The sequence below is a fragment of the Rhodopila globiformis genome, from assembly GCF_002937115.1.
Classification (GTDB): Bacteria; Pseudomonadota; Alphaproteobacteria; order Acetobacterales; family Acetobacteraceae; genus Rhodopila; species Rhodopila globiformis.
Window position 1 is genome coordinate 1 of sequence record NZ_NHRY01000075.1, and the last position, 22,385, is coordinate 22,385.

Below are 22,385 nucleotides of genomic sequence, written 5' to 3' on the forward strand. Positions count from 1 at the left end.
GCATCGGCACGATCTCGGTCTCGAAGAGGTCGGCCAGCGGGTCGGGGCGACGGCGGCCGCGGACCGGCTGCTTGTGCGAGGGCAGCCGGTGATCGTGCTCGAAGCGATACGCGGTGGCGGTGCTGAAGGACGCCTTCGCCGCGGCCACGGGCGGGGCGTCTGTTTGCCGGAACTTCATGTAGAGCCTCATCTGGTGATCGATGACATGGCGGCCAGGCAACGGGGGGATCCTCGCAGAGAAGATCCATCTCGATAGCCGGTCGGTGGCGATCACCAGACGATCCACGCCCCCTCCGGGGGCCGCGGACCGACTTTTTCCGGGGCGTGGGCCTGCGGTCGGGCTACGCCCTCCATTCAGCCCACGCCCCGGAAACTTTCTCACCTTGATTGTCGCGGATTCTCATCTTGATTGTCGCGCGGCAGTCCAAACCTCCGGCAGGAAGAGTTGGTAGGCAACCGGCAGGCTGGCATGGTCATTGGCCACCGAGAGGCTGACCGCCACCTGGCAGTTGTCCTGCTTGCCGAGTTGGCCGCAGTACTGCCGCGTCACGCCAACGGAATGCTTGCCCTGCTTGGGAAAGCCGGTGTCATCGACGATCCAGTAGGTGATCTGTCCATGCCGCTCGATCGCCGGCAGCACCTCGGCGCGCACCGCGGCCAGCAGTGCCGCATCGTCCCACTCGGCCTGCGCCACCACGTGGTGCAGCGACTGGTGTTTGGCCTGCACATGCGCCGGGTCGAGCCGTGCGGCCATCGGCTCGATGCTCTTGCGCTCGCCGGGCAGCAGCAGCCCGGTGCAGTAGGCCCGCGCCGAGGCGGTGCGGCGGGCATGCCCTAAACCTCCGACCACCGCATCCAGATACGCCTCCAACCGGGCCTCGCTTGTCGGCGCTTGTCTTGCTCCTTGCTGTTCCATGCACCCTATGTGGGGTGGTTGTGGTCAATAGCTAGAGGATAGTGACACAGTAAGATTAAACGGCCGAGCCGTCTCAACTGGCTCGCGGTTTGCCGCAGCCGGACTTGCGCTCATGCCGGCTCCCCTTTCGCCAAACCAAGCCAGTCAAGTCATTGACCGCAACGGATACGAGCGCGGCGCCAGCAGCCTCGGCCAGGTGAGCGAGGCTCAGTGGCGCGAAGGCGAACAGCCCGCGCAGCCAGGGAGCGAACAGGGCCAGCACCAACGCCGGCAAGGTCACGCCGACGACCAGCGCGAGCGCTGCATTCGGCCGGCGCAGGACGGTCAGCACGCCGGCCGAACTGGATCGGTTGGTCAGCACAAGACCGAGATTGCCGAGCACCAGCGTAGTGAACGCCATGGCGCGGGCCGTCTCCTCGGTGTGGCTGTCGGCAATGCCAAGCTGGAACACGCCGAGCGCGGCGAGCAGCACGACGAGCCCCTGGGACAGGCCGCGCGCCAGCAACGCAAGGTCGAACAGCGGTGCGTCCGGGCGGCGCGGCGGGCGCTCCATGATGCCGGCCTCCTCGGGCTCCGCCTCGAACACGATCGAGGAGACCGGATCGATGATCATCTCCAGGAAGACAACGTGAATGGGGCCGAGCAGCAGGGACCAGCCGGCGACGACGGGGATCAGCGACATGCCGGCGATCGGCACGTGGACTGCCAGGATATAGGCGAAGGCCTTCCGAAGATTGTCGTCGATCCGCCGGCCAAGCCGAACCGCCGTGACCAGGCTGACGAAGTTGTCGTCCAGCAGCACCAGGGCAGCGGCCTCGCGCGCCACGTCGGTGCCGCGGCCGCCCATGGCGACGCCGATATGCGCAGCCTTCAGTGACGGGGCGTCGTTGACACCGTCGCCGGTCATGGCCACCACCTCGCCGGCAGCCGTGAAGCCTTGGACAAGGCGCAGTTTCTGCTCCGGCATGATACGGGCAAAGACGCTGGTTTCCGCAAGACGGTCGCGCAGCGCGGCGTCGTCGAGCGCGGCAAGGTCGTCGCCGGTCAGGACGTGCCGGGCATCGATCCCGGCCTGGCGCGCTATGGCGCGGGCCGTGCCGGAATGGTCGCCGGTAATCATCACCACGCGGATGCCGCTCGCCCGGCAAGCGGCAACCGCCGCCGGGACCTCGGGCCGCAGCGGGTCTGCGAGACCGGTCAGGCCGACGAAGCGAAAGGCAAAATCGTGCTGGTTGCCGGGCCAGGGGCCGGTCCAGCCCGCCTCGGCCACGGCCAGGACGCGCAGGCCCTCGGCGGCCAGGCCGGCAACGTCGCGCCTGATCCGTTCGATGGCGGGCGGGGACAGGTGGCAAAGATCGGCGATCGCCTCCGGCGCACCCTTGGCGGCGACGATGTAGGACGGCGAGTCCGGGTCGGCATCATGCCAGACCTGCGACATCGCCAGCATGTCCGGCGCCAGCGGATAGCCATGCGCCAGGGTCCAGTCGCCGTGGATATGCTCCGTGCGCGCCAGGAAGGTCTGGCCGAGATCGGTGAAGGCGCGCTCCATCGGGTCGAACGGATCGGGGCGGCTGGCCAGGATGGCGAATTCGACAAGGCGGTGAAACGCCTCCGGCAAGTCCGCCACGCCGTCCACCGCAAGCGATTGGCCGTCAGCCACCAGCCTGGCCACCCGCATGCGGTTCATCGTCAGCGTGCCTGTCTTGTCGGTGCACAGCACGGTCGCCGCCCCCAGCGCCTCGATCGCGCTGGCGCGGCGGCTCAGCACCTTGCTCTGCGCCATGCGCCAGGCCCCGATCACCAGGAACACGGTCAGGACGAGCGGAAATTCCTCAGGCAGCGTCGCCATCGCCAGGGTGATGCCGGCGAGGATGCCGTCCAGCCACGCGCCGTGCAGCAGCCCGTAGACGACGGCCAGGACCACCGATGCGCCAACACCCAGGGCGGCGAACACCGTGACGAGCCGGCGGGTCTGCACCTGCAGCGGCGTCGGCGCGCTTTCCACCTCTCCAAGGGAGGCACCAATGCGGCCGATTTCCGTACGCGAGCCCGTGGCGGTGACGCGGGCAATACCTGACCCGCGCACGACCAGCGTCCCCGACCAAAGGTTCGGCGTATGATCCCCGCCAGGCCGCGCGTCGGCCGGCAGTTCGGCGGTGACGGCCTTGACGACCGGAACGGATTCGCCGGTAAGCAATGACTCGTCCGCCTCGAGGTGGGTGGCGTCCAGCAGCAGCGCGTCAGCGGGAACACGGCTGCCTTCCTCGACGAGGATGACATCGCCGGCGACCAGGGACGCGGCGGGCACCGGCTGGCGGTGTCCGTCGCGGATCACCGTCGCCCGTGGCGCGGTCAGGTCCTTCAGCGCCGCCAGGGCGCGTTCGGTGCGGTTTTCCTGCACCACGACCATGACGACGTTGAGGACGGCGAAGCCCAGCAGGATCAGCGCTTCGGCCAGGTCGCCGAGCACGAGATAGATGATGCCGGCGGCGAGCAACAATTGCAGCATCGGCTCGCGCACCGCGTCCAGGACGATGCGGACCGGGCCACGCGCATGCTCCTGCGGCAGCACGTTCGGCCCTTCGCGCCGCAGGATCTCCCGGGCTTCCTGTGTCGTCAGGCCGGCGGTGCTGAACATGCGGTGCGCTCCGGGACAAGGCGCGGCGACGGAGCAGATCCGCCGCCCGTTGTTGCTAACTGCGATCAGTCGTCGTCATAATAGCCCGGCTCCGCCCTCGTGGGCAGGCAACGCCGTTGGCTCTGCTCTTCACCTTCGGGTTGGCGAAGGCCGAGGCCGCGATCTCGCGCCGGTACTCGCAGATCCAGTACGGCGTGTCGGTGATCCGCAGCAGCGTCTCGCTGGCCGGCAGGCTGCGCAGCACATGATCATGATAACTGCGGCTGCCGGCCGCGTCCGTCGCGGGTGTCCGGAGACAGGCCAGGATCTCGCGATCGGTATCCGCGTCCAGCATGGCGTTTTCAGCAAACTGGTTGTTCAGGCCGGCCATGAGCGCGACCCAGGATCGTGCCGGCAGCAGTTCCGGTTGGAACGCCATGGGGCAGGCGCCGTATTCCGTCCTGCATGGGCCCTCGGCGCTGCCGGTTGGCACCGGTGCCGCCCAGGCGCCGGCCAGGGGTGCCAGCCCGCCGGCGGTTTCGACCACCATGAAGCCGCCGACCAGGGTCCGTGTGGCCCGTGCCCGCTTTTCATTGCTGCGGTCCGGCATCGGCTCAGGGCGCATCGGCCGGCTTGTCGCCGGTGATCATGCCACGCACCAGGTTCTCGCGGTGCGACAGGCTGGCCAGGGCGACGCCGGTGACGTGCAGCAGCACCAGAATCAGCGTCAGGTTGGCGAAGAACTCGTGGACCTCGCCGATGCCGCTCTCGCCGCCTTCATGGCCCTCGCCACCGGAGCCGCGGTCGTCATCGTCGCCGCCGGACCGGGCCGGCGCGATCAGGCCCGGGCCAGCCTGCGCGGCGGAGGGGCCGAACCACGAGGCCAGCGGGCCGGCATGCTTCTCCTGCGCCAGCACCATCATGCCGGTGCCGGCGGTCGCCGCCATCGAGACCAGCAGCGCCAGCCCCATCACAGCGCCCGCCGGGCTGTGGCCCAGGTACCGCTTGCTGCGCAGGCGCAGCGCGTCGCCCAGGTAGCGCAGCACCTCACCGGGCGGGCGCAGGAAATTCGACAGGTCATCCTGCTCAGGGCCGATAATGCCCCAGGTCAGCCGCACCAGCACCGCGCCGGCCGCCGCGTAGCCTGCCCAGACATGCGCCGTCAGCAGGTCGTCCTCGGTCAGCCAGGCGATGGCGAAAGCGGCCACCAGGGTCCAGTGGCAGATGCGGATCACCGGATTCCAGACCCGGATCATGGTTTTCTGCGGCGGTGCAGCGATTTGCTGGCCCGACATGATGCCTTCTCCGTCTTGTGGCAGGCGCGAACCTGCTCCCGTGCCGCTGTCAGGGCGCTGTTGATCCATGTCAGCGAATTGTCAGGCGACGGCGCGGATACTGCGCCGATGTGTCGTCCGACCCGCCGCGCCGTTCTCGGCTTCAGCCCGGGTGCAGCCGTCCTGCTCCTGGCCGGACTGGCGCGCGCGGATCACGACGACGACTGGCGTCACGACCAGGACCGCGCCCGTCTGGCCGTGGAGCGGGGCGAGGCGCAGCCGCTGTCGGAGATTCTCGCCCAGGTGCGGCCGGCGCTCGGCGGCGAGGTCGTCGGCGTCGCCTTCCGCCGCCAGGGTGACCGCTGGCTCTACGAGTTCCGCGTCATCACCCGGGCTGGCCGAATGACGGAAGTCTACGTGGATGCCGCCACAGCCGAAATCGTCGAGCGGGAGCCCCACTGATGCGTATCCTGCTGGTCGAGGACGATCCCCGCATCGCCCGCAAGGTGCAGGTGGCGCTGGAAGCCGCCGGCTACGCCATCGATGCCGCCGCCGACGGCGAGGACGCCTGGTTCCGCGGCGACACCGAGGACTACGACGCCGCCGTGCTCGACCTCGGCCTGCCGAAGCTCGACGGGCTGGCGGTGCTGAAGAAATGGCGCGCGGCGCGGCGCGACTTCCCGGTGCTGGTGCTGACCGCCCGCGGCGCCTGGGCCGAGCGGGTCGAAGGCATCGACGCCGGCGCCGACGACTACCTGATCAAGCCGTTCGCCATGGAGGAACTGCTCGCCCGCGTCCGTGCCCTGCTGCGCCGCGCCGCCGGCCGGGCGAGCGCAATCCTGCGCATCGGCGCGGTGACGCTGGACACGCGGCAGATGCGCGTGCTGGTCAACGACGAGAAGCTGCCGCTGTCGCCGCTGGAGTACCGCGCGCTCAGCTACCTGATGCATCACGCCGGCCGCGTCGTGCCGCCAACGGAACTGATGGACCACCTCTATGCCCACGACCACGACCACGACCTGAACGCCGTCGAGGTGCTGATCGGCCGGCTGCGGCGCAAGCTGGGCGTCGGCCTGATCGAGACCCGGCGCGGCTTCGGCTACGTTGTGTCGGAAGCCGCGCCGGCATGAGGAAGGGTTCGCTCCGGCTCCGCCTGTTCGCGGCCGGGGCGGCGTCGATCCTGCTGGCCCTGACGATTGCCGCCGCCGGCCTGCTGCTGCTGTTCGAGCGCCATGTCGAGCGCCGCGTGGTGCTGGAGCTGGAAGGCGACCTGAAGGAACTGGTCAGCGATCTGACCCGCAACCCCGACGGCACGCTGGCCATCGGCCGTGCCCCGTCCGAACCGGCTTTCTCGGAGCCTCTGGGCGGACGCTACTGGCAGATCACGCAGCCATCCGGCAGTCCGGTGCTGCGTTCGCGGTCGCTGTGGGATGGGCTCCTGGCGCTGCCGGCCGATACGCTGGCTCCTGGCGAGATGCACCGCCACGAGATGCGCGGCCCCGGCGGCAGCCACCTGCTGGCGATCGAGCGCGTCGTGACGCTGCCGGCGAGCCTGGGCGGCGGAGACATCCGCGTAGCGGTCGCCATCGACCACCGCGAGATCACCGACGCCGCGCGCGCCTTCGCCGCCGATTTGCTGCCGGCGCTGGCGGGGCTGGTCGCGGTGCTGATCACCGCCGCCTGGCTGCAGGTGACCGTCGGCCTGCGCCCGCTCGATGCCGTCCGCCGCCGGCTGGAGGCGGTCCGGACCGGGAAGATCCCGCGGCTCGGCAACGCCTTCCCTGACGAGGTGCAGCCGCTGGCGATCGAGATCGATACCCTGCTGGACGCGCAGGAGCAGGCGATCGCCCGGGCGCGGGCGCGGGCGGCGGACCTGGCGCACGGCCTGAAGACGCCGCTGACGGTGCTGGCCGCGACCGCCGAGGAATTGCGCGAGCGGGGCGACGCCGCGGTCGCCGGCGAAGTGGCGAGCGTGGCCGACAGCATGCGCCGGCATGTCGAGCGGGAACTGGCGCGGACCCGCACCGGCATCTCCGGCCGTGCCCTGCCGCCGCAGCCGGTGCGTCCGGTGGTCGAGCGTGTCGTCGGCGTGCTGCGCCGCACGCCACGTGGCGGCGACCTCGACTGGCACGTCGATCTGGCCGAGGGGCTGTCGCTGGCCATTGATCCGCAGGACCTGGCCGAGATGCTGGGCAACCTGACGGAGAATGCCACGAAATGGGCCGCGACCCGGGTGCGCATCCTGGGGGCGGCGGAGCCTGGCGGCGTGGTGGTGGTGGTGGCGGTGGAGGACGACGGGCCCGGCATTGCCGATGACGCCATCGAAGCCGCCCTGGCGCGTGGCGGGCGGCTGGATGAGTCGCGGCCCGGCACCGGGCTGGGACTCGCCATCGTCAGCGACCTCGTCGAAGCCTACAGCGGTTCCCTGGCCCTCGGCCGATCGGCTTTGGGGGGATTGCGGGCGGCGATCCGGATGCCGGGTGGGGAATGGCCCGCGGCATTGGGCCGGGGCGGCAAACCACAGGTGCCTTGATTTGCCGATGAGGCGGCGGATCAGGGGCCGGGATGGCGCGGGTGGCCGGGCATCTCAGCCCCGTGATCTTGCAGTAAGCCACAGGTGGAGGGACATGGGCAGCAGGGTCCCCCGTTGCCGCTCCGTCATGGCCCGGCGTGTCCGCATGTGTATCAGGATAAGACGACAGTTAGAGAAGGATTTAGCGCCGAGGCCGTTCTCTCACCGTCGTGGTCGTCTCCCTGTCGTCATGGCCGGGCGTGTCCCGGCCATCTGCGCTTCGACGGTCGGGGGTGGATGGCCGGGACACGCCCGGCCATGACGGAGATGTAATAGATCCGGCTCCATCTTTCTAAGCCGGCGCCTTTGGGATAGTCCAGGCCATGACCGGGCCGCAACCGTCGCGACGCCGGCCCTGGTATTCATCGCGCGACAATAACGGCTGTACTCGGTTGCCCGTCACACTCACAGGACACGGTGTAGCGGCCCGCCTTCAACGGCCCGAGGGGAATACGCGCCGTCCGGGACGGGTGAACGTGGGTCACCACCGGAGATCCGTAATCCGCCGCCGTCGCCGGGATACGCAGATCGTTGATGCCGGCGTCGGCAGCCGAGATCGCAATATCCACTTCCTTGATGGTGCCCACGGTCAGGACGAACGGCTGTTCGGCAGGAACGGTGACCTCGGCGGGCTGGAGCCGATGATGCGTGACCGTCATCGACCGGTGGCCGGTTTCGGCCTTGAACAGGTCGCATCCGCCCAGGGAAAGCGCCGCCGCCAGCAGCGGCGTGGCCGGTTTGCAGACTCCCATTACGATGCCTCCTTCATTGAATGTTTTGCGGGCGACGCGATTCGTGCTCGTACATCGCCTGCTGGCGCCGCTGGCCGCGTTCGGCGGTCCAGCTGTAGATGGCGGGCAGGACGACCAGGGTCAGCAGCGTCGAGCTGACCAGGCCGCCGACAACGACGGTTGCCAGCGGCTTTTGCACCTCCGAACCGATCCCGGTTGCCAGCAGCAGCGGCACCAGCCCGAGCGCGGCGACGGTCGCGGTCATCAGCACCGGACGCAGCCGCAGCATGGCGCCCTCGAACACCGCCTCGCGCACCGGCTTGCCGGTCTCGAGCAGCTGATTGAAATACGAAACCATCACCACGCCGTTCAGCACGGCCACGCCGAACAGGGCGATGAAGCCGACCGCCGAGGGCACGCTGAGGAACTGTCCGGACAGCCACAGCGCGCAGATGCCGCCAATCAGCGACAACGGAACATTCAGGATGATCAGCGCCGCATCCGCCAGCGAGCCGAACGACAGGAACAGCAGCAGGAAGATCAGGCCCAGGCCGATCGGCACGACGATCGACAGCGTCTGCTGCGCCCGCTGCTGGTTCTCGAACTGCCCACCCCAGGTCACGTAATACCCTGGCGGCAGCTTCACTTTCTGTGCCACGGCCTGCTGCGCCTCGGCCACGAAGCCGCCCATGTCGCGGTCGCGCACGTTGGTCTGGATCACCACGCGGCGCTGCGCGTCCTCGCGGCTGATCATCGGCGCGCCTTCCTCCAGCCCGATCGTCGCCACCTGTGACAGCCGGACACGCACGCCCTCCTTGTTGGCCACCCACAAATTGCCGATGGCGTCGGGATCGTTGCGGAACGCCTCGGCGACCCGCAGGTACACCGCGAAGCGGCGCTGGCCGTCGAGCACGTCGGTGATCCGCTCGCCGCCGACGGCCGTGGTCACCACGTCCATGACGTCGGCCACGTTCAGCCCGTAGCGCGCCAGATCCGCGCGCCGCGCCCGCACCACGAGCTGCGATTCGCCGCTGATCTGCTCCATCATCACCCCGGCCGCGCCCGGAACGGCGGCAACCGCCCCCTGGATCGCGCGACCTTTCTCCTCAAGCACCTTCAGGTCGTCGCCGAACAGCTTGATCGCGATCTGCGCCTTGACGCCCGACAGCAGCTCGTCGACGCGGTTGGCGATCGGCTGCGATATGCTGATCGTTACGCCAGGATATTCGCCGAGGTCGTCGGCGATCTTCTTCACCAGGTCCGCGCGGGAATGGGCCGTGGTCCACTCGTCATGCGGCTTCAGGCCAACCGCGATTTCGTTGTTGTTGACCGATTCGGGATCGCCGCCCAGCTCCGGCCGGCCGATCTGGCTCATGGCATAGGTTACTTCGGGGTAACGCTTCAGCTTCTGCTCCATGCGCCGGGCGATCCGCAGCGTTTCATCCAGCGAGATGCTGGGGTGCATGGTAATGCGGACATTAAGCGTCCCTTCCTCCAGTTCCGGAACGAACTCGGTGCCGAGGTGGGGAACCAGGGCGATGGCGCCGAGGAACGCCGTCACCGCGATACCGACAACGGCCAGCCTGCGCCGCAGCGCGAAGGCCAGGATCGGCCGGTAGCCCCGCTTCAGCCAGCGGACGATGACGCTGTCGTCTTCGCTGATCCTGCCGCACAGCATCAGGGACGCCAGCACCGGCACGATCGTCAGCGCGCAGACCAGGGAGCCGATCATGGCGAAGGCGATGACGAAGGCCATCGGGCTGAACAGCTTGCCTTCCACACCCTGCAGCGTGAACAGCGGCAGGAACACCACGATGATGATCAATACGGCGAAGAAAATAGGCTGCGCCACCTCGCGGGCTGCGTCCGCCACGCGCAGGGTGATCGACCGCTTGCCGTGGTTCGGCTCCGCCAGGTGCCGCATGATGTTCTCGACCATCACCAGCGAGCCGTCGACCATCATGCCGATGGCGATCGCCAGGCCGCCCAGCGACTGCAAATTCGCCGACAGGCCCCACCAGCGCATCATGATCACCGCCACCAGCATCGACAGCGGGATCGCGCTCAGCACCACCAGCGCGGAGCGGATGTTCCACAGGAACAGGGCCAGCACCACGACGATCAGCACCGCCGCTTCCTCCAGCGCCTTGGTCACGGTGTGGACGGCCGCCTTGATCAAGGAGGACTGGTCGTACAGCGGAGTCAGCGTCACCCCGGGCGGCAGCGTCGCCTGGATGGCTTCGATCTTCTTGCGGACGCCTTCGATCACCTTGTTGGTGTTGGCGCCCTTGAGCTGCTGCACGATGCCCATGACGACCTCGCCCTCGCCATTGAGGGACGATGCGCCCTGGCGGATCTCGCTGCCGTATTCCACGTCCGCGACATCGCGCACATAGACCGGCGTGCCGTTCACCGATTTCAGCACGATGCTTTCGATGTCGAGCAGCCCATCCTGCCCGCCGCGGATCAGCCCCTCGCCGCGGATCACCTGCTGGTCCTGCGCACCTTCCAGGTACCACCCGCCGGCGTTGGCGTTGTTCGTCTGCAACGCGGCCTTCAGGTCGTCGATCGTCAGGTCATAGGCGATCAGCCGGTTCGGATTCACCCGGACCTGGTACTGGCGCACATGGCCGCCGATGCTCATGACATCGGTCACGCCCGGCACGGTGCGAAGCTGGAACTTGATCTGCCAGTCGTTGAGCGCCCGCAGGTCCATCAGGTCCATGGTCGGGCTGGTCAGCACATACTTGTAGATCTGCCCGAGCCCCGTGGTGATCGGCCCGAGTTCGGGATTGCCCAGGCCGTTCGGTATCCGTTGCCGGGCGATCTGTAATCGTTCCAGCACGAGCTGCCGGGCGAAGTAGGTGTCGATCGCATCCTCGAAGACGACCGTCACCACCGACAGGCCGGTCTTCGAGATCGAGCGCACCTGGGTCACGCCAGTCAGGCCGCCCATCACCGATTCGACGGGGAAGGTGATCAGCCGCTCGACCTCCGCCGCGGCCAGGCCGGGCGCCTGCGTATAGATCTGCACCTGGACGTTGGTGACATCCGGGAAGGCATCGAGGTTGAGCCTGGACGTGGACCACAGGCCGAACGCCAGCAGCCCGATCGCGGCCAGCACGACGATCAGGCGGTGCCCCAGGGCCCGTTCGATGATGGTATTGATCATGCCGCGTTACTCGGCGCTGGCGAACGAGCTCTTCTCGAGCTCGGCGCGCAGCGTGAACGCGCCCTGGCTGACGACCTTCTCCCCCGGTTGCAGGCCGCTGACCACCTCGACGCGCGAGCGGCCGCGGTTGCCCAGGATCACCGGCCGCTTACGGAACACGCCCGGCGCTGCCTCCACGAAGACATAGGCCTGGTCCTTCTGCCGCTGCACGGCGGAAACCGGGATGGCCAGCACGTTTGCCGGATGGGGCCTGATCGTGACCCCGGCGAAGCTGCCGGGGCGCAGCATGTGCTCGGCGTTGTCGAGCTCGACGCGGATCTTCAGCGTCCGCGTCTGCTGGTCCACGATGTCGGAAATCCAGGTGACCTTGCCTTCGAAGCGGCGCTCGGGATAGCCCTCGACGATCACGCTGGCGGGCTGGCCGAGGGCGACTTTGCCGATGTCGCGGGCGAACACGCTGGCGATCACCCAGACATGGTCCAGGTTGGCCAGCCGGAACAGCGGCGTGCTGTCGCTCACCTGGTCGCCGACATTGACGCGCCGCTCGATCAGCGTGCCGTCGATCGGCGCCCTGACCGGCATGCGGGGCGATACGCCGGTTGGCATCTCCCCAGCCTTGGCCGGATCGAGGCCCAGCAAGGTCAGCTTGCGCTCGGCGGCCCGCAGTTCCACGGCCGCCTGCTCGGCCGCCTGGCGGGCGACCTGGTACTCCTGCTCCGAGGTGATCCTCTTGGCGCGCAGGCTGGCTTCGCGCGCCGCCCGTGCCTGCATCAGCGCCAGCTTGGAGCGGGCCGTGAGATAATTTGCTTCCGCTTCCGCGATTGTGCTGCTCTCGATCACCGCCAGCGTGTCGCCGGTGCTGACGGTGTCGCCGAGGTGGCGCGGCACGTCGCGGACGATGCCGGCGCTGCGCGGCAGGATGTCGACGATGCGGTTCTGGTCGGGCATGACCTCGCCGTTCAGCAACAGCTCCGGGCTGATCGTGCCGGGCTGCGCCGGTTCGGTGGCAAGCTCGATGAGCTTGATCTGGTCCTGCGTCAGGCGGACCTCCCCGGACGGCGCGGCTTCCGGGGCGGGAGCGGCCCGGGCGCCGGTCATCACGAAGACCGGCAGCGTCAGCAGGGCCGCCATCAGGAATCGCCGGGTCATGGTGCTGCTCCTTTCCCCGCACCACCGCGGCCGGGTTCGTTTCTTGATGATTGGCCGGTCAGCCGTTCGGCGTCGGCACTGGCGCCCTGGTAGGCCGCCTCGGCGTCGATCAGCTGCGCCCTGGCATCCAGCAGCGCGCGCTGGGCATCGAGAACTTCCAGGAAGCTGAATTTTCCCTCCCGATAGCCTGTGCTGATGCCGTTGAACGTCGTCTCGGCGGCGGGCAGGGTGGAGCGGCGCAGTGCCCGCACGGTGTCATAGGCGGAGGTCAGCCGCTCATGCGTCTGCGCAATCGCCGCGGCAACCTGCTGGGTGACCTGCTGCTGCTGCGCCTGGCCCCTGGCCACCTGAAGCTGGGCGTCCCGCAGGTTGCCTTCGTTGATGCTGTAGACCGTCAGCGGGATCGAGAATCCGGCGATGAATGCCGTCTCTCCGACGCCATAGCCGTAGCGGCGGGCGCCGACGACGATCCTCGGATCAGGAATGTTCTTTGCTTTCTCCAGCGCGACGCGTGCCTCGCGCTGGTTCATCTCGGCGGCCCATCGGGCGATGTCGGGGTTGTCGGCCGCCATGCGCTGCAACGCCGGCAGCGGCTGGACGGGCGCCACGTCGCCCAGGTCGCCAAGCGCTTCCTGGAAGCGTGGCTGCGTGCCGCCCCAGAAGGCGGCGAGGCGGGAGCGTGTGACCTGAAGCTCCCGCTCGGCCTTGTCCCGCGCCACCTGTCCGCCCGAGAGCAGCACCTGCGCGCGGCTTTCCTCCAGTGGCGACACCTGCCCGGCGCGGGCGCGCTCGGCGACGGCGTTCGCCAGCTGGCGCTCGAGCCGCAGTGTTGCTTCGGCCAGCTTCAGCCGGCGCTGCGCGGCCAGGACGTCGGTGAAGGCGCGCTTGGTGCCGACGAAGACATCGAGCCGCCTGGTTTCGTAGTCCCAGGCAGCCAGGGTTTCGCCCCATCGGGCCAGCCGGACCCGTTTCGCGCGTTTCGCTCCCAGTTCGACGACCTGTGCCAGGGCCAGCGTTGCCTGTGAGCCGCCCAGGGCACGCTTGGCCGGACCGGTGCCGGCGATATCCTCTCCCAGCACATCCATTTCGGGATTGGGCGGCCGATCGGCCTGGAGGGTACGGGCCTCGGCGGCGCGGATTTCGATGGAATACGGGGCCAGTGCGGGATTGCCGACCAGGGCGAGGGACAGGGCCCGCTGCAGGGTGAGACCGCCGATCGGCTCCGGGATGCGGGCGATGGTCGTGGCCGGCTGCAGCCCGGGCAACGGCGCGGACACGGGCAGCGGCGGTGACGGGGTTCCGATCGCATCCTGCACGAGCTGTGGAGGCGGCGGGCGGGTCATCTTTGCCTGGTCTGTGGCACAGGCGGTCAGGCCCAGCGCCAGGCATGCGCTGAGTGACTGCGACAGTCGTCGCGGCATGGAAAGCCCTTGTGTTGAATGGTCCGGCAGGCCTGGTTGCGATCAGGCCTGCATGCGGGCGTGCGCTTCGCGGATGCGGCCAGGAAGGCCGGGACTGTTGTTCAATGCTTCGTCATCCTGATCCATGAGCCTGCTCGTTGGCTGTCAACCGTGCTCTTTTGCTGTTGCTTCGCGGAATGTGCGGCTTGGTTCGGGGCCGGCCCCGGGTTATGGGCGCGGTTCTATCGCAGGGTCACTGACACGTGGCTGTCGGCGCTTGTCAGCGAATGGACAGGTTGCGCAGGGTAAGGCCAGTAAGGACAGCCAGCCGGTAGATCGGTTGCTGGCGAGCGGCCGCACGATGTGTGGCCACCGTCCTGATCGGCACGGCAGGACTCAAATCAAGGCCGCCACCGGCAGGTCAGCCAGCGGCTCCGCGAGCGTTCCGCCGGCAAGGTGATCTTCTGCTACGACCAGTTCCGTACCCGCCGGACTCCGTGCCGGGCGCCGGCCATGAACGTATAGACCACCGGCGTGGTGTAAAGCGTCAGCAACTGGCTCAGCAGCAGCCCGCCGATCACCGCTATCCCAAGCGGATGGCGCAGCGCCGCTCCCTCACCCCCGCCGACTGAAAGCGGCACGGCGCCCAGCACGGCGGTCAGCGTGGTCATCAGGATCGGGCGCACGCGCTTCAGGCAGGCGTCGCGGACCGCCTCGGCCGCGGAAAGCCCGCGCTCACGCTGATTGCTCAACGCGAAATCGACCAGCATAATGCCGTTCTTCTTGACGATGCCCAGCAGCAGGATCACCGCAATCAGGGCGACCACCGTGAACGGCGTGCCGGTGACCCGAAGCGCCAGCATGGCCCCGATCACCGCCGGCGGCAGCGTGGAGAGGATCGTCAGCGGGTGCAGGAAGCTTTCGTACAAAATCCCCAGCACGATGTAGATGGTGACCAGCGCCGCCACGATCAGCAGTGCCTCGGTGCGCTGCGAAGCCTGGAACGCGGCGGCGGCGCCCGCAAAAGCGCCATGCACCGATGCCGGCAACCCGATCCGCGCCACCGCCGCCGTGATGGCAGCGACGGCGCCGGCCAGGGTGCCGCCGGGCGGCAGGTTGAACGAGATCGTGGCCGCCGCCTCCAGCCCCTGGTGGTTGACGACGATCGGCGCGATCCCGCGCTGCCAGCGAGCCACCGCCCGCAGCGGCACCATGGGCTCCATGGCCGGGCTGATCGGCGCGGCCGAAGCCTCGCCGCCGCGGCCGACGGCGGCGATCGCGTTGCTTGCCTCCTGTTGCGCGGCACCAGGCGCCGGCGTGGCGCCAATCCGCACGCTGACCTGCCGGGCAAGCCCCTCAACCGGTCCGGCCGCAATCCCTGCGGTCACGCTGGTGCCGGCCGGCGGCGCTCCGACGGTGCCGATGAACAGACGGTCCAGCATCGCCGGGTCCTGCCAGTAGGCCGGCGCGGCCTCCAGCACGACGTGATACTGGTTCAAGGCATCGTAGATCGTCGAAACCTGGCGCTGGCCAAACGCATCGTACAGCGCATTGTCGATCAGCACCGGCGTCAGGCCATGCGCCGCCGCCGCATCCCGGTCGATGTGCAGCATCGCCGAAAGGCCGCGGAACTGCAGGTCGGAGTTGACGTCCACCAGAGCTCGGCTCTTGCGCAACGCGGCAACCAGCCGATCGGCCGCCCCCTGTACCGCGGCCTCGCTGTCGCCGCGCAGCGTGTACTGGAACTGCGCATTGCTCGACCGCCCGCCCAGGTGCAGGTCCTGCACCGCCGTGAGGTACAGCCGCGCTCCCGCCACCCGGGACAGTCTCGGCCGCAGCCGGGTAATCACCGCATCGGCGCTGACGCCGCGTTGCGCCAGCGGCTTCAGGCTGATGAACAGCGAGCCGGCATTGGTCTGCCGTCCGCCCGTGAAGCCAACCACCGAGCCGACGGCCGGGTCCTCCCGCATGACCTGCTCGAACTGGGACAGCTTTTCGCGCATCAACTGGAACGACGCGCTCTGGTCGCCGATCAGCTTGCCCACCAGCCGGCCGGTGTCCTGCTGCGGGAAGAAGCCCTTCGGCATCGAGTGGAACACGACCAGCGTCGCGCCCACGCACGCCAGCAGGATTCCGCCCATGAACAGGCGGTGCCGCAACGCCCAGTCGAGTGACCGCCCATACAGCCGCATTCCCCCGGCGGCGCCCCGCTTTGCCGCCGCGCCGGGCCGCAGCAGCACCACGCACATCATCGGCGTCGTTGACAACGACACGACCAGCGACACCAGTACCGCCACCGACAGGGTCACCGCGAATTCCCGGAACATCCGGCCGACCAGCCCGCCCATGGCCAGGATCGGCAGCAGTGCGGCAATCAGCGACAGGCTGATCGAGACGACGGTGAAACCGACCTCGCGCGTGCCGGCCAGGGCCGCGGCCCGGCGCGGCAGCCCCTCGGCCATGTGGCGCTCGATGTTTTCCAGCACCACGATGGCGTCGTCCACGACGAATCCAGTGGCGACGATCAGCGCCATCAGCGAGAGATTGTCGATGCTGTAGCCCAGCAGGCACATCACGCCAAACGTGCCGGAGATCGAAACGACAACCGCCACCGCAGGGATCGCGGCGGCTCGCAGGCTGCGCAGGAAGACGACCACCACCAGTACGACAAGCCCGATCGCCAGCAGCAGCGCCTCGCGCATGTCCGCCAGTGAGGCGCGGATCGTGGTGCTGCGGTCGACCGTGATGGCAAGGCTGGCATCCGCCGGCAAAGCGGCGGTCAGTTCCGGCAGCAAGGCCCGCACCTCGTCGGCAATGGCGATGATGTTCGCGGCGGGCTGGCGGTACAGCATCAGCAGGACCGCCGGCTTGCCGTTCGCGAGCCCGGCATTGCGCAGGTTCTCCACCGAATCCGTTACCGCCGCCACGTCGCTCAGCCGCACCGGCGCGCGGGTGTGCGCCCCGGGCTGCGTGCCCTGGCGCCACCCGACAATGATCTCGCGCAGATCGCTGGCCCGCCGGATCCGGTCATTGACGGCGATCTGCAGGCGATGCCCGGCGAATTCCACCATGCCCTTGGGGCTGTTGGCATTGGCCGAGGCCGCGGCGGCGCGCAGATCCTCCATGCTGATGCCCAGTTCCGCCAGCGCGTCCGGGTTGGTCTCGATCCGCACCGCCGGCAGCGACGCACCGGCCATGTCCACGTCGCCCACGCCGGGCAGTTGCGACAGCCGCTGGCGCAGCACGCTGTCGGCAGCATCGAACAACTGCGCCTGCGTCAGCGTGGCGGACGTCAGCGCCAGCACCAGCACCGGCGCATCGGCCAGGTTCACCAGCCGGTAGATCGGATTGCTGCGCAGCGTCGCCGGCAAATCGGCGTGCGCGGCATTGATCGCCGCCTGGACATCGCGCGCCGCGCCGTCGATGTCGCGATCGAGGCCGAACTGAAGCGTGATGCGCGTCAGCCCGGTGAAGCTCTGCGAGGTCATCTCGGAGACATCGGCAATCGCCGCGAGGTGACGCTCCAGCGGCGCGGCGACGCTGCTGCCCATGATCGCCGGACTGGCGCCCGGCTGCCGTGCCTGCACCAGGATGGTCGGCATGTCGATCTGCGGCAGCGGCGCGACCGGCAGGCCGAAATAGGCGACAAGCCCGGCCAGCAGCACCGCGATGGTCAGCAGCGTGGTCGCCACCGGACGGGCAATGAACAGGGCGGACAGGTTCACAGCGGGATCGGCCTCCGCCCGGACACGCCCGCCAACCGGTCGAAGAACAGATACACGACTGGCGTGGTCAGCACCGTCAGCACCTGGCTGACCAGCAGCCCGCCGACGATCGCCAGGCCCAGCGGCTGGCGCAGCTCGGCCCCCTGCCCGTGCGCGAACATCAGCGGCAGGGCCGCGAACAACGCCGCGCAGGTGGTCATCAGGATCGGCCGGAAGCGCTGCAACGCCGCCTCCCGGATCGCCGCCCGCGGCGACAGGCCGCGGTTGCGCTGCGCGTCCAGGGCGAAGTCGATCATCAGGATCGCGTTCTTCTTGACGATCCCGATCAGCAGGACAATGGCGATGATGTCCAGCTCATGGCCCGAGATGAGCAACGCCAGCAGCGCGCCCACGGCCGCGGCCGGCAGCGTCGAAAGAATCGTCAGCGGGTGGATGAAGTTCTCATACAGCACGCCGAGCACGATGTACATCGTGCCGACCGCCGCCAGGATCAGCAGCAGGTTGTTCGCCAGCGAGGCCGTCAGCGCCCGCGCCTCCCCCTGCAGCACCAGCCGGATCTGCCGCGGCTGGGCCGCCGCCCTCGCAGCGGCATGAATCGCCTGCAGTGCGGCATCCAGCGAGGCGCCGGGCGCCAGGTTGAACGAAACCGTCGTGGCCGGGAACTGCGCCAGGTGATCGATCGCCAGCGGCGCGGGGCGCGGGGTGATGGCGGCCAGCGCCCGCAGCGGCACCTGCCCGCCCGCCACCAGGGCCGACGGCAGGTAGATGTCGTCCAGCGGCGCCGCGGCGCCGGTCGTGGCCGGGTCCGCCTCCATGATGACGCGATACTGGTCCGTGGGCGTGAAGATGGTGGAGACGATACGCTGGCCAAAGGAGTCATACAGGGCGTTGTCCACGCTCGCCGGCGTGATGCCGAACCGCGCGGCGGTATCCCGGTCGATCGCGACGCGCAGTTCCCGCCCGTCCTGGTGCAGATCGGCTGAAACATCCGCCAGGGCCGGCTGCGCCCGCAATTGCGCAAGGAAGCGGGGCAGCCACGCGGCAAGGTCCCGCAACCGCGGGGCGGAGAGCAGGAAGTGATAGCGCGTCGCCCCCGTGCTGGCATCCACGGTCAGGTCCTGCGTCGGCCTCAGTTGCAGCTCGATGCCATCGACCGAGGCCGCCTCAGCCTGAAGCCGGCGCATGATCGCCGCCGCGGTCCCCTGCCGGTCCGTGCGCAGCACGATGCCCATCCGCCCCTGGTTCAGCGACGGGTTGCTGCCGTCCACGCCAATGACCGATGTCAGGCTGTCCACCGCCGGATCGCCCAGCAGCGCCGCCGCGAGCCTCTGCTGCCGTTCGCCCATCGCCTTGAAGCCGATGCCGGCCGGCGCCCGGGTCACCGCCTGCAGCATGCCGGTATCCTGCGTCGGGAAAAATCCTTTCGGCACCCGGACGTACAGCAAGCCGGTCAGCCCCAGCGTCAGCACCATCGCGGCCAGCATCAGGCGCTGGTGATCCAGCACCCAGTCGAGCGCATGCGCATACACGGCCGGGGCCGCGTGCGTCCGCTGCGCCCGGGCGCGCGGCCGCAGCAGCCGGGCGCACAGCATCGGCACCAGCGTCAGCGCGACCACGGCGGACAGGACGATGCTGACCGCCAGGGTCAGCGCGAACTCATGGAACAGGCGCCCGACCACATCCGCCATGAACAGCAGCGGGATCAGCACGGCAATCAGCGAAACCGTCAGCGAGATCACGGTAAAGCCGATTTGCCGAGATCCGGCCAGGGCGGCGTCGCGCGGGGTCGCGCCGGCCTCGATATGACGGGCGATGTTCTCGATCACGACGATGGCGTCGTCGATGACGAAGCCGGTCGCGATCGTCAGCGCCATCAGCGACAGGTTGTCGATGCTGAAGTTCCACAGGTACATCACCGCCAGCGTGCCCACCAGTGACAGCGGCACCGACAGGCTGGGGATCAGCGTCGCCGGCACGGTGCGCAGGAACAGCATGATCACCAGCACCACCAGGGCGATCGCGAACAGCAGTTCCCGCGCCGCATCCCGGATCGAGGCGTGGATCGTCACCGTGCGGTCGCTGACCACGGCAAGGCTGACCGACGCCGGCAGGCTGGCCCGGAGTTCCGGCAGCTTCGCCCTAATCGCCGCCACCGCCGCGATCACGTTGGCGCCCGGCTGGCGCTGGATGTTCAGGATGACGGCCGGGACACGGTTCACCCAGGCCGCCTGCGCCGTGTTCTCCACCCCCTCGGCCACGGTCGCCACGTCCGACAGCCGCACCGGCGCGCCGTCCCGCCAGGCGATCACCTGGTTCTGCAACGAATGCGCATCGAGCATCTGGTCGTTCGCGTTCAGGGCATAGCTGCGCGCGCGCCCGTCGAAGCCGCCTTTCGGCAGGTTGACGTTGAGATTGCCGATGGTCGTGCGCAGGTCGTCGATGTTGATCCCCAGGGCCGCCAGCGCCGCCGGCCGGAACCGCACCCGCAGCGCCGGCCGTCCGCCGCCGCCCATGCCGACCATGCCGATGCCGGGCAGTTCCGACAGCTTCAGCGCCACCAGTTGTTCGGCCAGGTCGTGCACCCGCGCCAGCGGCAGCGTCGCCGAGGTCAGCGCAATCGTCATGATCGGCGCATCGGCCGGATTGACCTTGGCGTAGATCGGCGGGGCCGGCAGATCGGCCGGCAGCAGGTTGCCGGCGGCGTTGATGGCGGCCTGCACCTCCTGCTCCGCCACGTCGAGCTTCAGTGACAGCGTGAATTGCAGCGTGATCACCGAGGCGCCGGCGCCGCTGGTCGAGGCCATCTGCGCCAGCCCCGGCATCTGGCCGAACTGCCGCTCCAGCGGCGCCGTCACCGCGTCTGTCATCACTTCCGGGCTGGCGCCGGGGTAGAAGGTCTGCACCTCGATCGTCGGGTAATCGACGTCCGGCAGCGCGGACACCGGCAGGAACCCGAGCGCGAGCAGTCCCACCAGGAGCATCGCCACCATCAGCAGCGTGGTGGCGACCGGCCGCTCGATGAACAGTTTCGACGGATTCATGAAGCGCCGGCCGTGTCCGACAGCACGACCCGCGCGCCCTCGCGCAGGCGGTCCGCGCCGTCGGTGACGACGCGGGCGCCGGGCTTCAGCCCGTCCAGCACAGCGATACGCCCGCCGGCCGCCGGGCCGGTGGAGACGCGCCGCACCGTCGCGCGGCCATGCGGCCCGATCAGCCAGACATAGTTGCCGTCGGTGCCTTCCTGGATCGCCGCCTCGGGCACCACCACCGCATCGTGCAGCGTATCGACCCGCAGGCGCGCGGTGACGAACTGGTTGGGGAACAGCACATTCGCGGCATTGGCGACGCGCGCACGCAGCCTGGCGGTGCCCGTCGCCACGTCAACCTGGTTGTCCACGCTGAACAGGGTGCCGCTTTCGATCAGGGTCCGGCCGGCGCGGTCGTAGATGTCCACCGGCAGGTCCGCGCCCGCGGCCAGGCGGCGCATCACCTTCGGCAGATCGTCCTCCAGCAGCGGGAAGATCACGCTGATCGGCTGCAGCGCGGCAATGACGACAAGACCGGTCGGGTCGTCCGCCTTGACGTCATTGCCGGGATCCACCAGCCGCAGGCCGACGCGTCCGCCGATCGGCGCGGTGATGTGGCAATAGGCCAGGTTCAGTTGCGCGCCTGCCAGCCGGGCACGATCGGCAACCAGCGTGCCCTGGTACTGCCGCACCAGGGATTGCTGGGCGTCGTATTTCTGCTTCGAAATGTCGTCACGCTCGGCCAGCGGACGATAGCGCGCCAGGTCAACCTGCGCCTGCTGCAGCAGCGCCTGGTCGCGCATCAGGTCGCCCTCGATCGCGCCGACAATGGCTTCATACGGACGCGGGTCGATCTGCGCGAGGTCGTCCCCCTGGCGCACCATCTGCCCCTCACGGAAGCTGACCGACTGCAGTTCGCCGCCGATGCGGGGCCGCACCGTTACCGTCGAGAACGGCGTAACGACGCCAAGCCCTTGCAGAATGATCGGCATATCACCGCGTGTTGCCAGCGCGGTGCGGACAGTGGGCCGGTTGTCCGCCGGAACCTGCGCCTGGTCCCGCGACATCCAGGGGTTCGGCAGCAGGAACGGCAGCGGGACAAGGCCAAGCGCGAGCAACAGAAGCGCCAGGCGCAGCCGCGGGCGCGTGGCGGTTGGCGCGGGGCTGACGCGGGCAAGTTGGTCAGACATGGGCCGCAAGCTCCTTGTTGGCAGGAAACAGACGTCCGTGGCACAGGCATGCCGCATGCACCGAGGCAGGCGGCACGCGCATGGCGCGGAAAGCGGCCAGGCAGGCTTCCTGCATCGCCAGCAGTGCCAGGCGGATGACGACGTCATGCGTCACCAGCACGACGTATCCGTCCGATGGTTGTTGCTGCAGACAATCGAGCAGGTCGTTCAGCCGCGCCGATACCTCGGCGAGCGATTCGCCACCCGGCGGGCGGCCTTCTCCCGGCGCGTGCTTCCAAAGGCGCAACGCCTCGGGCCAATGGCGTTTGATTCCGCTTTGCGTCCATCCCTCCCACTGGCCGTACGCCAGTTCGACCAGGCGAGAATCAAGCGCCAGGGGAACCGCCGCCGCCGCGGCAATCGGTCCGGCGGTGTCCCGCGCCCGCCGCAACGGGCTGGAGATCACCGTCGCAATCGGCATCCCGGCCAGGGACCGGGCAAGGCCGGCCGCTTCTGCCTCCCCTTCCGGCGACAAGGCGGTGTCCTGTCGTCCCTGGTAGCGGCCGGTGCGGGTCCAGTCCGTCGCGCCATGGCGCACGAACAGCAGGTTGATCGCAGCGGATGTGTCGAGCAT

The 22,385-nt window shown here is 68.9% G+C and carries 14 protein-coding genes and 2 pseudogenes; 3 read left to right on the forward strand and 13 right to left on the reverse strand.

All coding sequences use genetic code 11. From position 1 onward, the window contains the following. The 5 genes and pseudogenes from CCS01_RS07990 to CCS01_RS08010 all read right to left on the reverse strand — a co-directional run. A pseudogene (locus tag CCS01_RS07990) lies at nt 1-220 on the reverse strand (IS21 family transposase); the annotation flags it as partial. Nucleotides 221-424: 204 nt separating this feature from the next. Continuing rightward, a pseudogene (locus CCS01_RS07995) lies at nt 425-916 on the reverse strand (IS701 family transposase); the annotation flags it as partial. Between the two features lie 73 nt (nt 917-989). Further along, nucleotides 990-3,554: a cation-translocating P-type ATPase gene (locus tag CCS01_RS08000; RefSeq protein ID WP_104518305.1), complete on the reverse strand. Its 2,565-nt coding sequence runs from the start codon at nt 3,552-3,554 to the stop codon at nt 990-992. 55 nt (nt 3,555-3,609) lie between these two features. Further along, on the reverse strand, nt 3,610-4,158 hold the full coding sequence (locus tag CCS01_RS08005) for a hypothetical protein (RefSeq protein WP_104518306.1): 549 nt from the start codon (nt 4,156-4,158) through the stop codon (nt 3,610-3,612). Next, entirely contained in the window at nt 4,148-4,828 is a 681-nt protein-coding gene (locus CCS01_RS08010) for a cytochrome b/b6 domain-containing protein (protein WP_104518307.1), read from the reverse strand. The genes CCS01_RS08005 and CCS01_RS08010 overlap by 11 nt, the downstream gene beginning before the upstream one ends. Before the next feature lie 108 nt (nt 4,829-4,936). On the opposite strand from CCS01_RS08010, the gene CCS01_RS08015 reads away from it, so the two are divergent. Genes CCS01_RS08015 through CCS01_RS08025 form a run of 3 tightly spaced genes read left to right on the forward strand, consistent with a single transcriptional unit; the run spans nt 4,937 to nt 7,340 of the window. Next, nucleotides 4,937-5,269: a PepSY domain-containing protein gene (locus CCS01_RS08015; protein WP_104518308.1), complete on the forward strand. Its 333-nt coding sequence runs from the start codon at nt 4,937-4,939 to the stop codon at nt 5,267-5,269. Next, entirely contained in the window at nt 5,269-5,937 is a 669-nt protein-coding gene (locus tag CCS01_RS08020; RefSeq protein WP_104518309.1) for a response regulator transcription factor, read from the forward strand. Before CCS01_RS08015 ends, CCS01_RS08020 begins: the two co-directional genes overlap by 1 nt. After that, nucleotides 5,934-7,340 carry a sensor histidine kinase gene (locus CCS01_RS08025; RefSeq protein WP_104518310.1) on the forward strand — a complete coding sequence of 469 codons (1,407 nt, stop codon included), beginning with the start codon at nt 5,934-5,936 and terminating at the stop codon, nt 7,338-7,340. Before CCS01_RS08020 ends, CCS01_RS08025 begins: the two co-directional genes overlap by 4 nt. 401 nt (nt 7,341-7,741) lie before the next feature. Here CCS01_RS08025 and CCS01_RS08030 read toward each other — a convergent pair whose 3' ends face one another. The 8 genes from CCS01_RS08030 to CCS01_RS08065 form a co-directional block, all read right to left on the reverse strand. Then, nucleotides 7,742-8,131 carry a cupredoxin domain-containing protein gene (locus CCS01_RS08030; RefSeq protein WP_104518311.1) on the reverse strand — a complete coding sequence of 130 codons (390 nt, stop codon included), beginning with the start codon at nt 8,129-8,131 and terminating at the stop codon, nt 7,742-7,744. 13 nt (nt 8,132-8,144) lie between these two features. Next, complete coding sequence (locus CCS01_RS08035; protein ID WP_104518312.1) at nt 8,145-11,282, reverse strand: efflux RND transporter permease subunit; 3,138 nt, start codon at nt 11,280-11,282, stop codon at nt 8,145-8,147. A 6-nt stretch (nt 11,283-11,288) separates the two neighbouring features. Continuing rightward, nucleotides 11,289-12,431 (reverse strand): efflux RND transporter periplasmic adaptor subunit, encoded by a 1,143-nt coding sequence (locus CCS01_RS08040; protein ID WP_104518313.1) that lies wholly within the window; start codon nt 12,429-12,431, stop codon nt 11,289-11,291. Continuing rightward, on the reverse strand, nt 12,428-13,852 hold the full coding sequence (locus CCS01_RS08045) for a TolC family protein (protein WP_104518314.1): 1,425 nt from the start codon (nt 13,850-13,852) through the stop codon (nt 12,428-12,430). The genes CCS01_RS08040 and CCS01_RS08045 overlap by 4 nt, the downstream gene beginning before the upstream one ends. A gap of 446 nt (nt 13,853-14,298) precedes the next feature. Further along, nucleotides 14,299-17,556 carry an efflux RND transporter permease subunit gene (locus CCS01_RS08050; RefSeq protein ID WP_104518315.1) on the reverse strand — a complete coding sequence of 1,086 codons (3,258 nt, stop codon included), beginning with the start codon at nt 17,554-17,556 and terminating at the stop codon, nt 14,299-14,301. Next, complete coding sequence (locus CCS01_RS08055) at nt 17,553-20,597, reverse strand: efflux RND transporter permease subunit (protein ID WP_104518316.1); 3,045 nt, start codon at nt 20,595-20,597, stop codon at nt 17,553-17,555. The genes CCS01_RS08050 and CCS01_RS08055 overlap by 4 nt, the downstream gene beginning before the upstream one ends. Continuing rightward, nucleotides 20,594-21,772 (reverse strand): efflux RND transporter periplasmic adaptor subunit, encoded by a 1,179-nt coding sequence (locus tag CCS01_RS08060; RefSeq protein ID WP_158258286.1) that lies wholly within the window; start codon nt 21,770-21,772, stop codon nt 20,594-20,596. Before CCS01_RS08060 ends, CCS01_RS08055 begins: the two co-directional genes overlap by 4 nt. Next, nucleotides 21,765-22,385, reverse strand: a complete 621-nt coding sequence (locus tag CCS01_RS08065) for a histidine phosphatase family protein (RefSeq protein WP_104518318.1) — start codon at nt 22,383-22,385, stop codon at nt 21,765-21,767. Before CCS01_RS08065 ends, CCS01_RS08060 begins: the two co-directional genes overlap by 8 nt.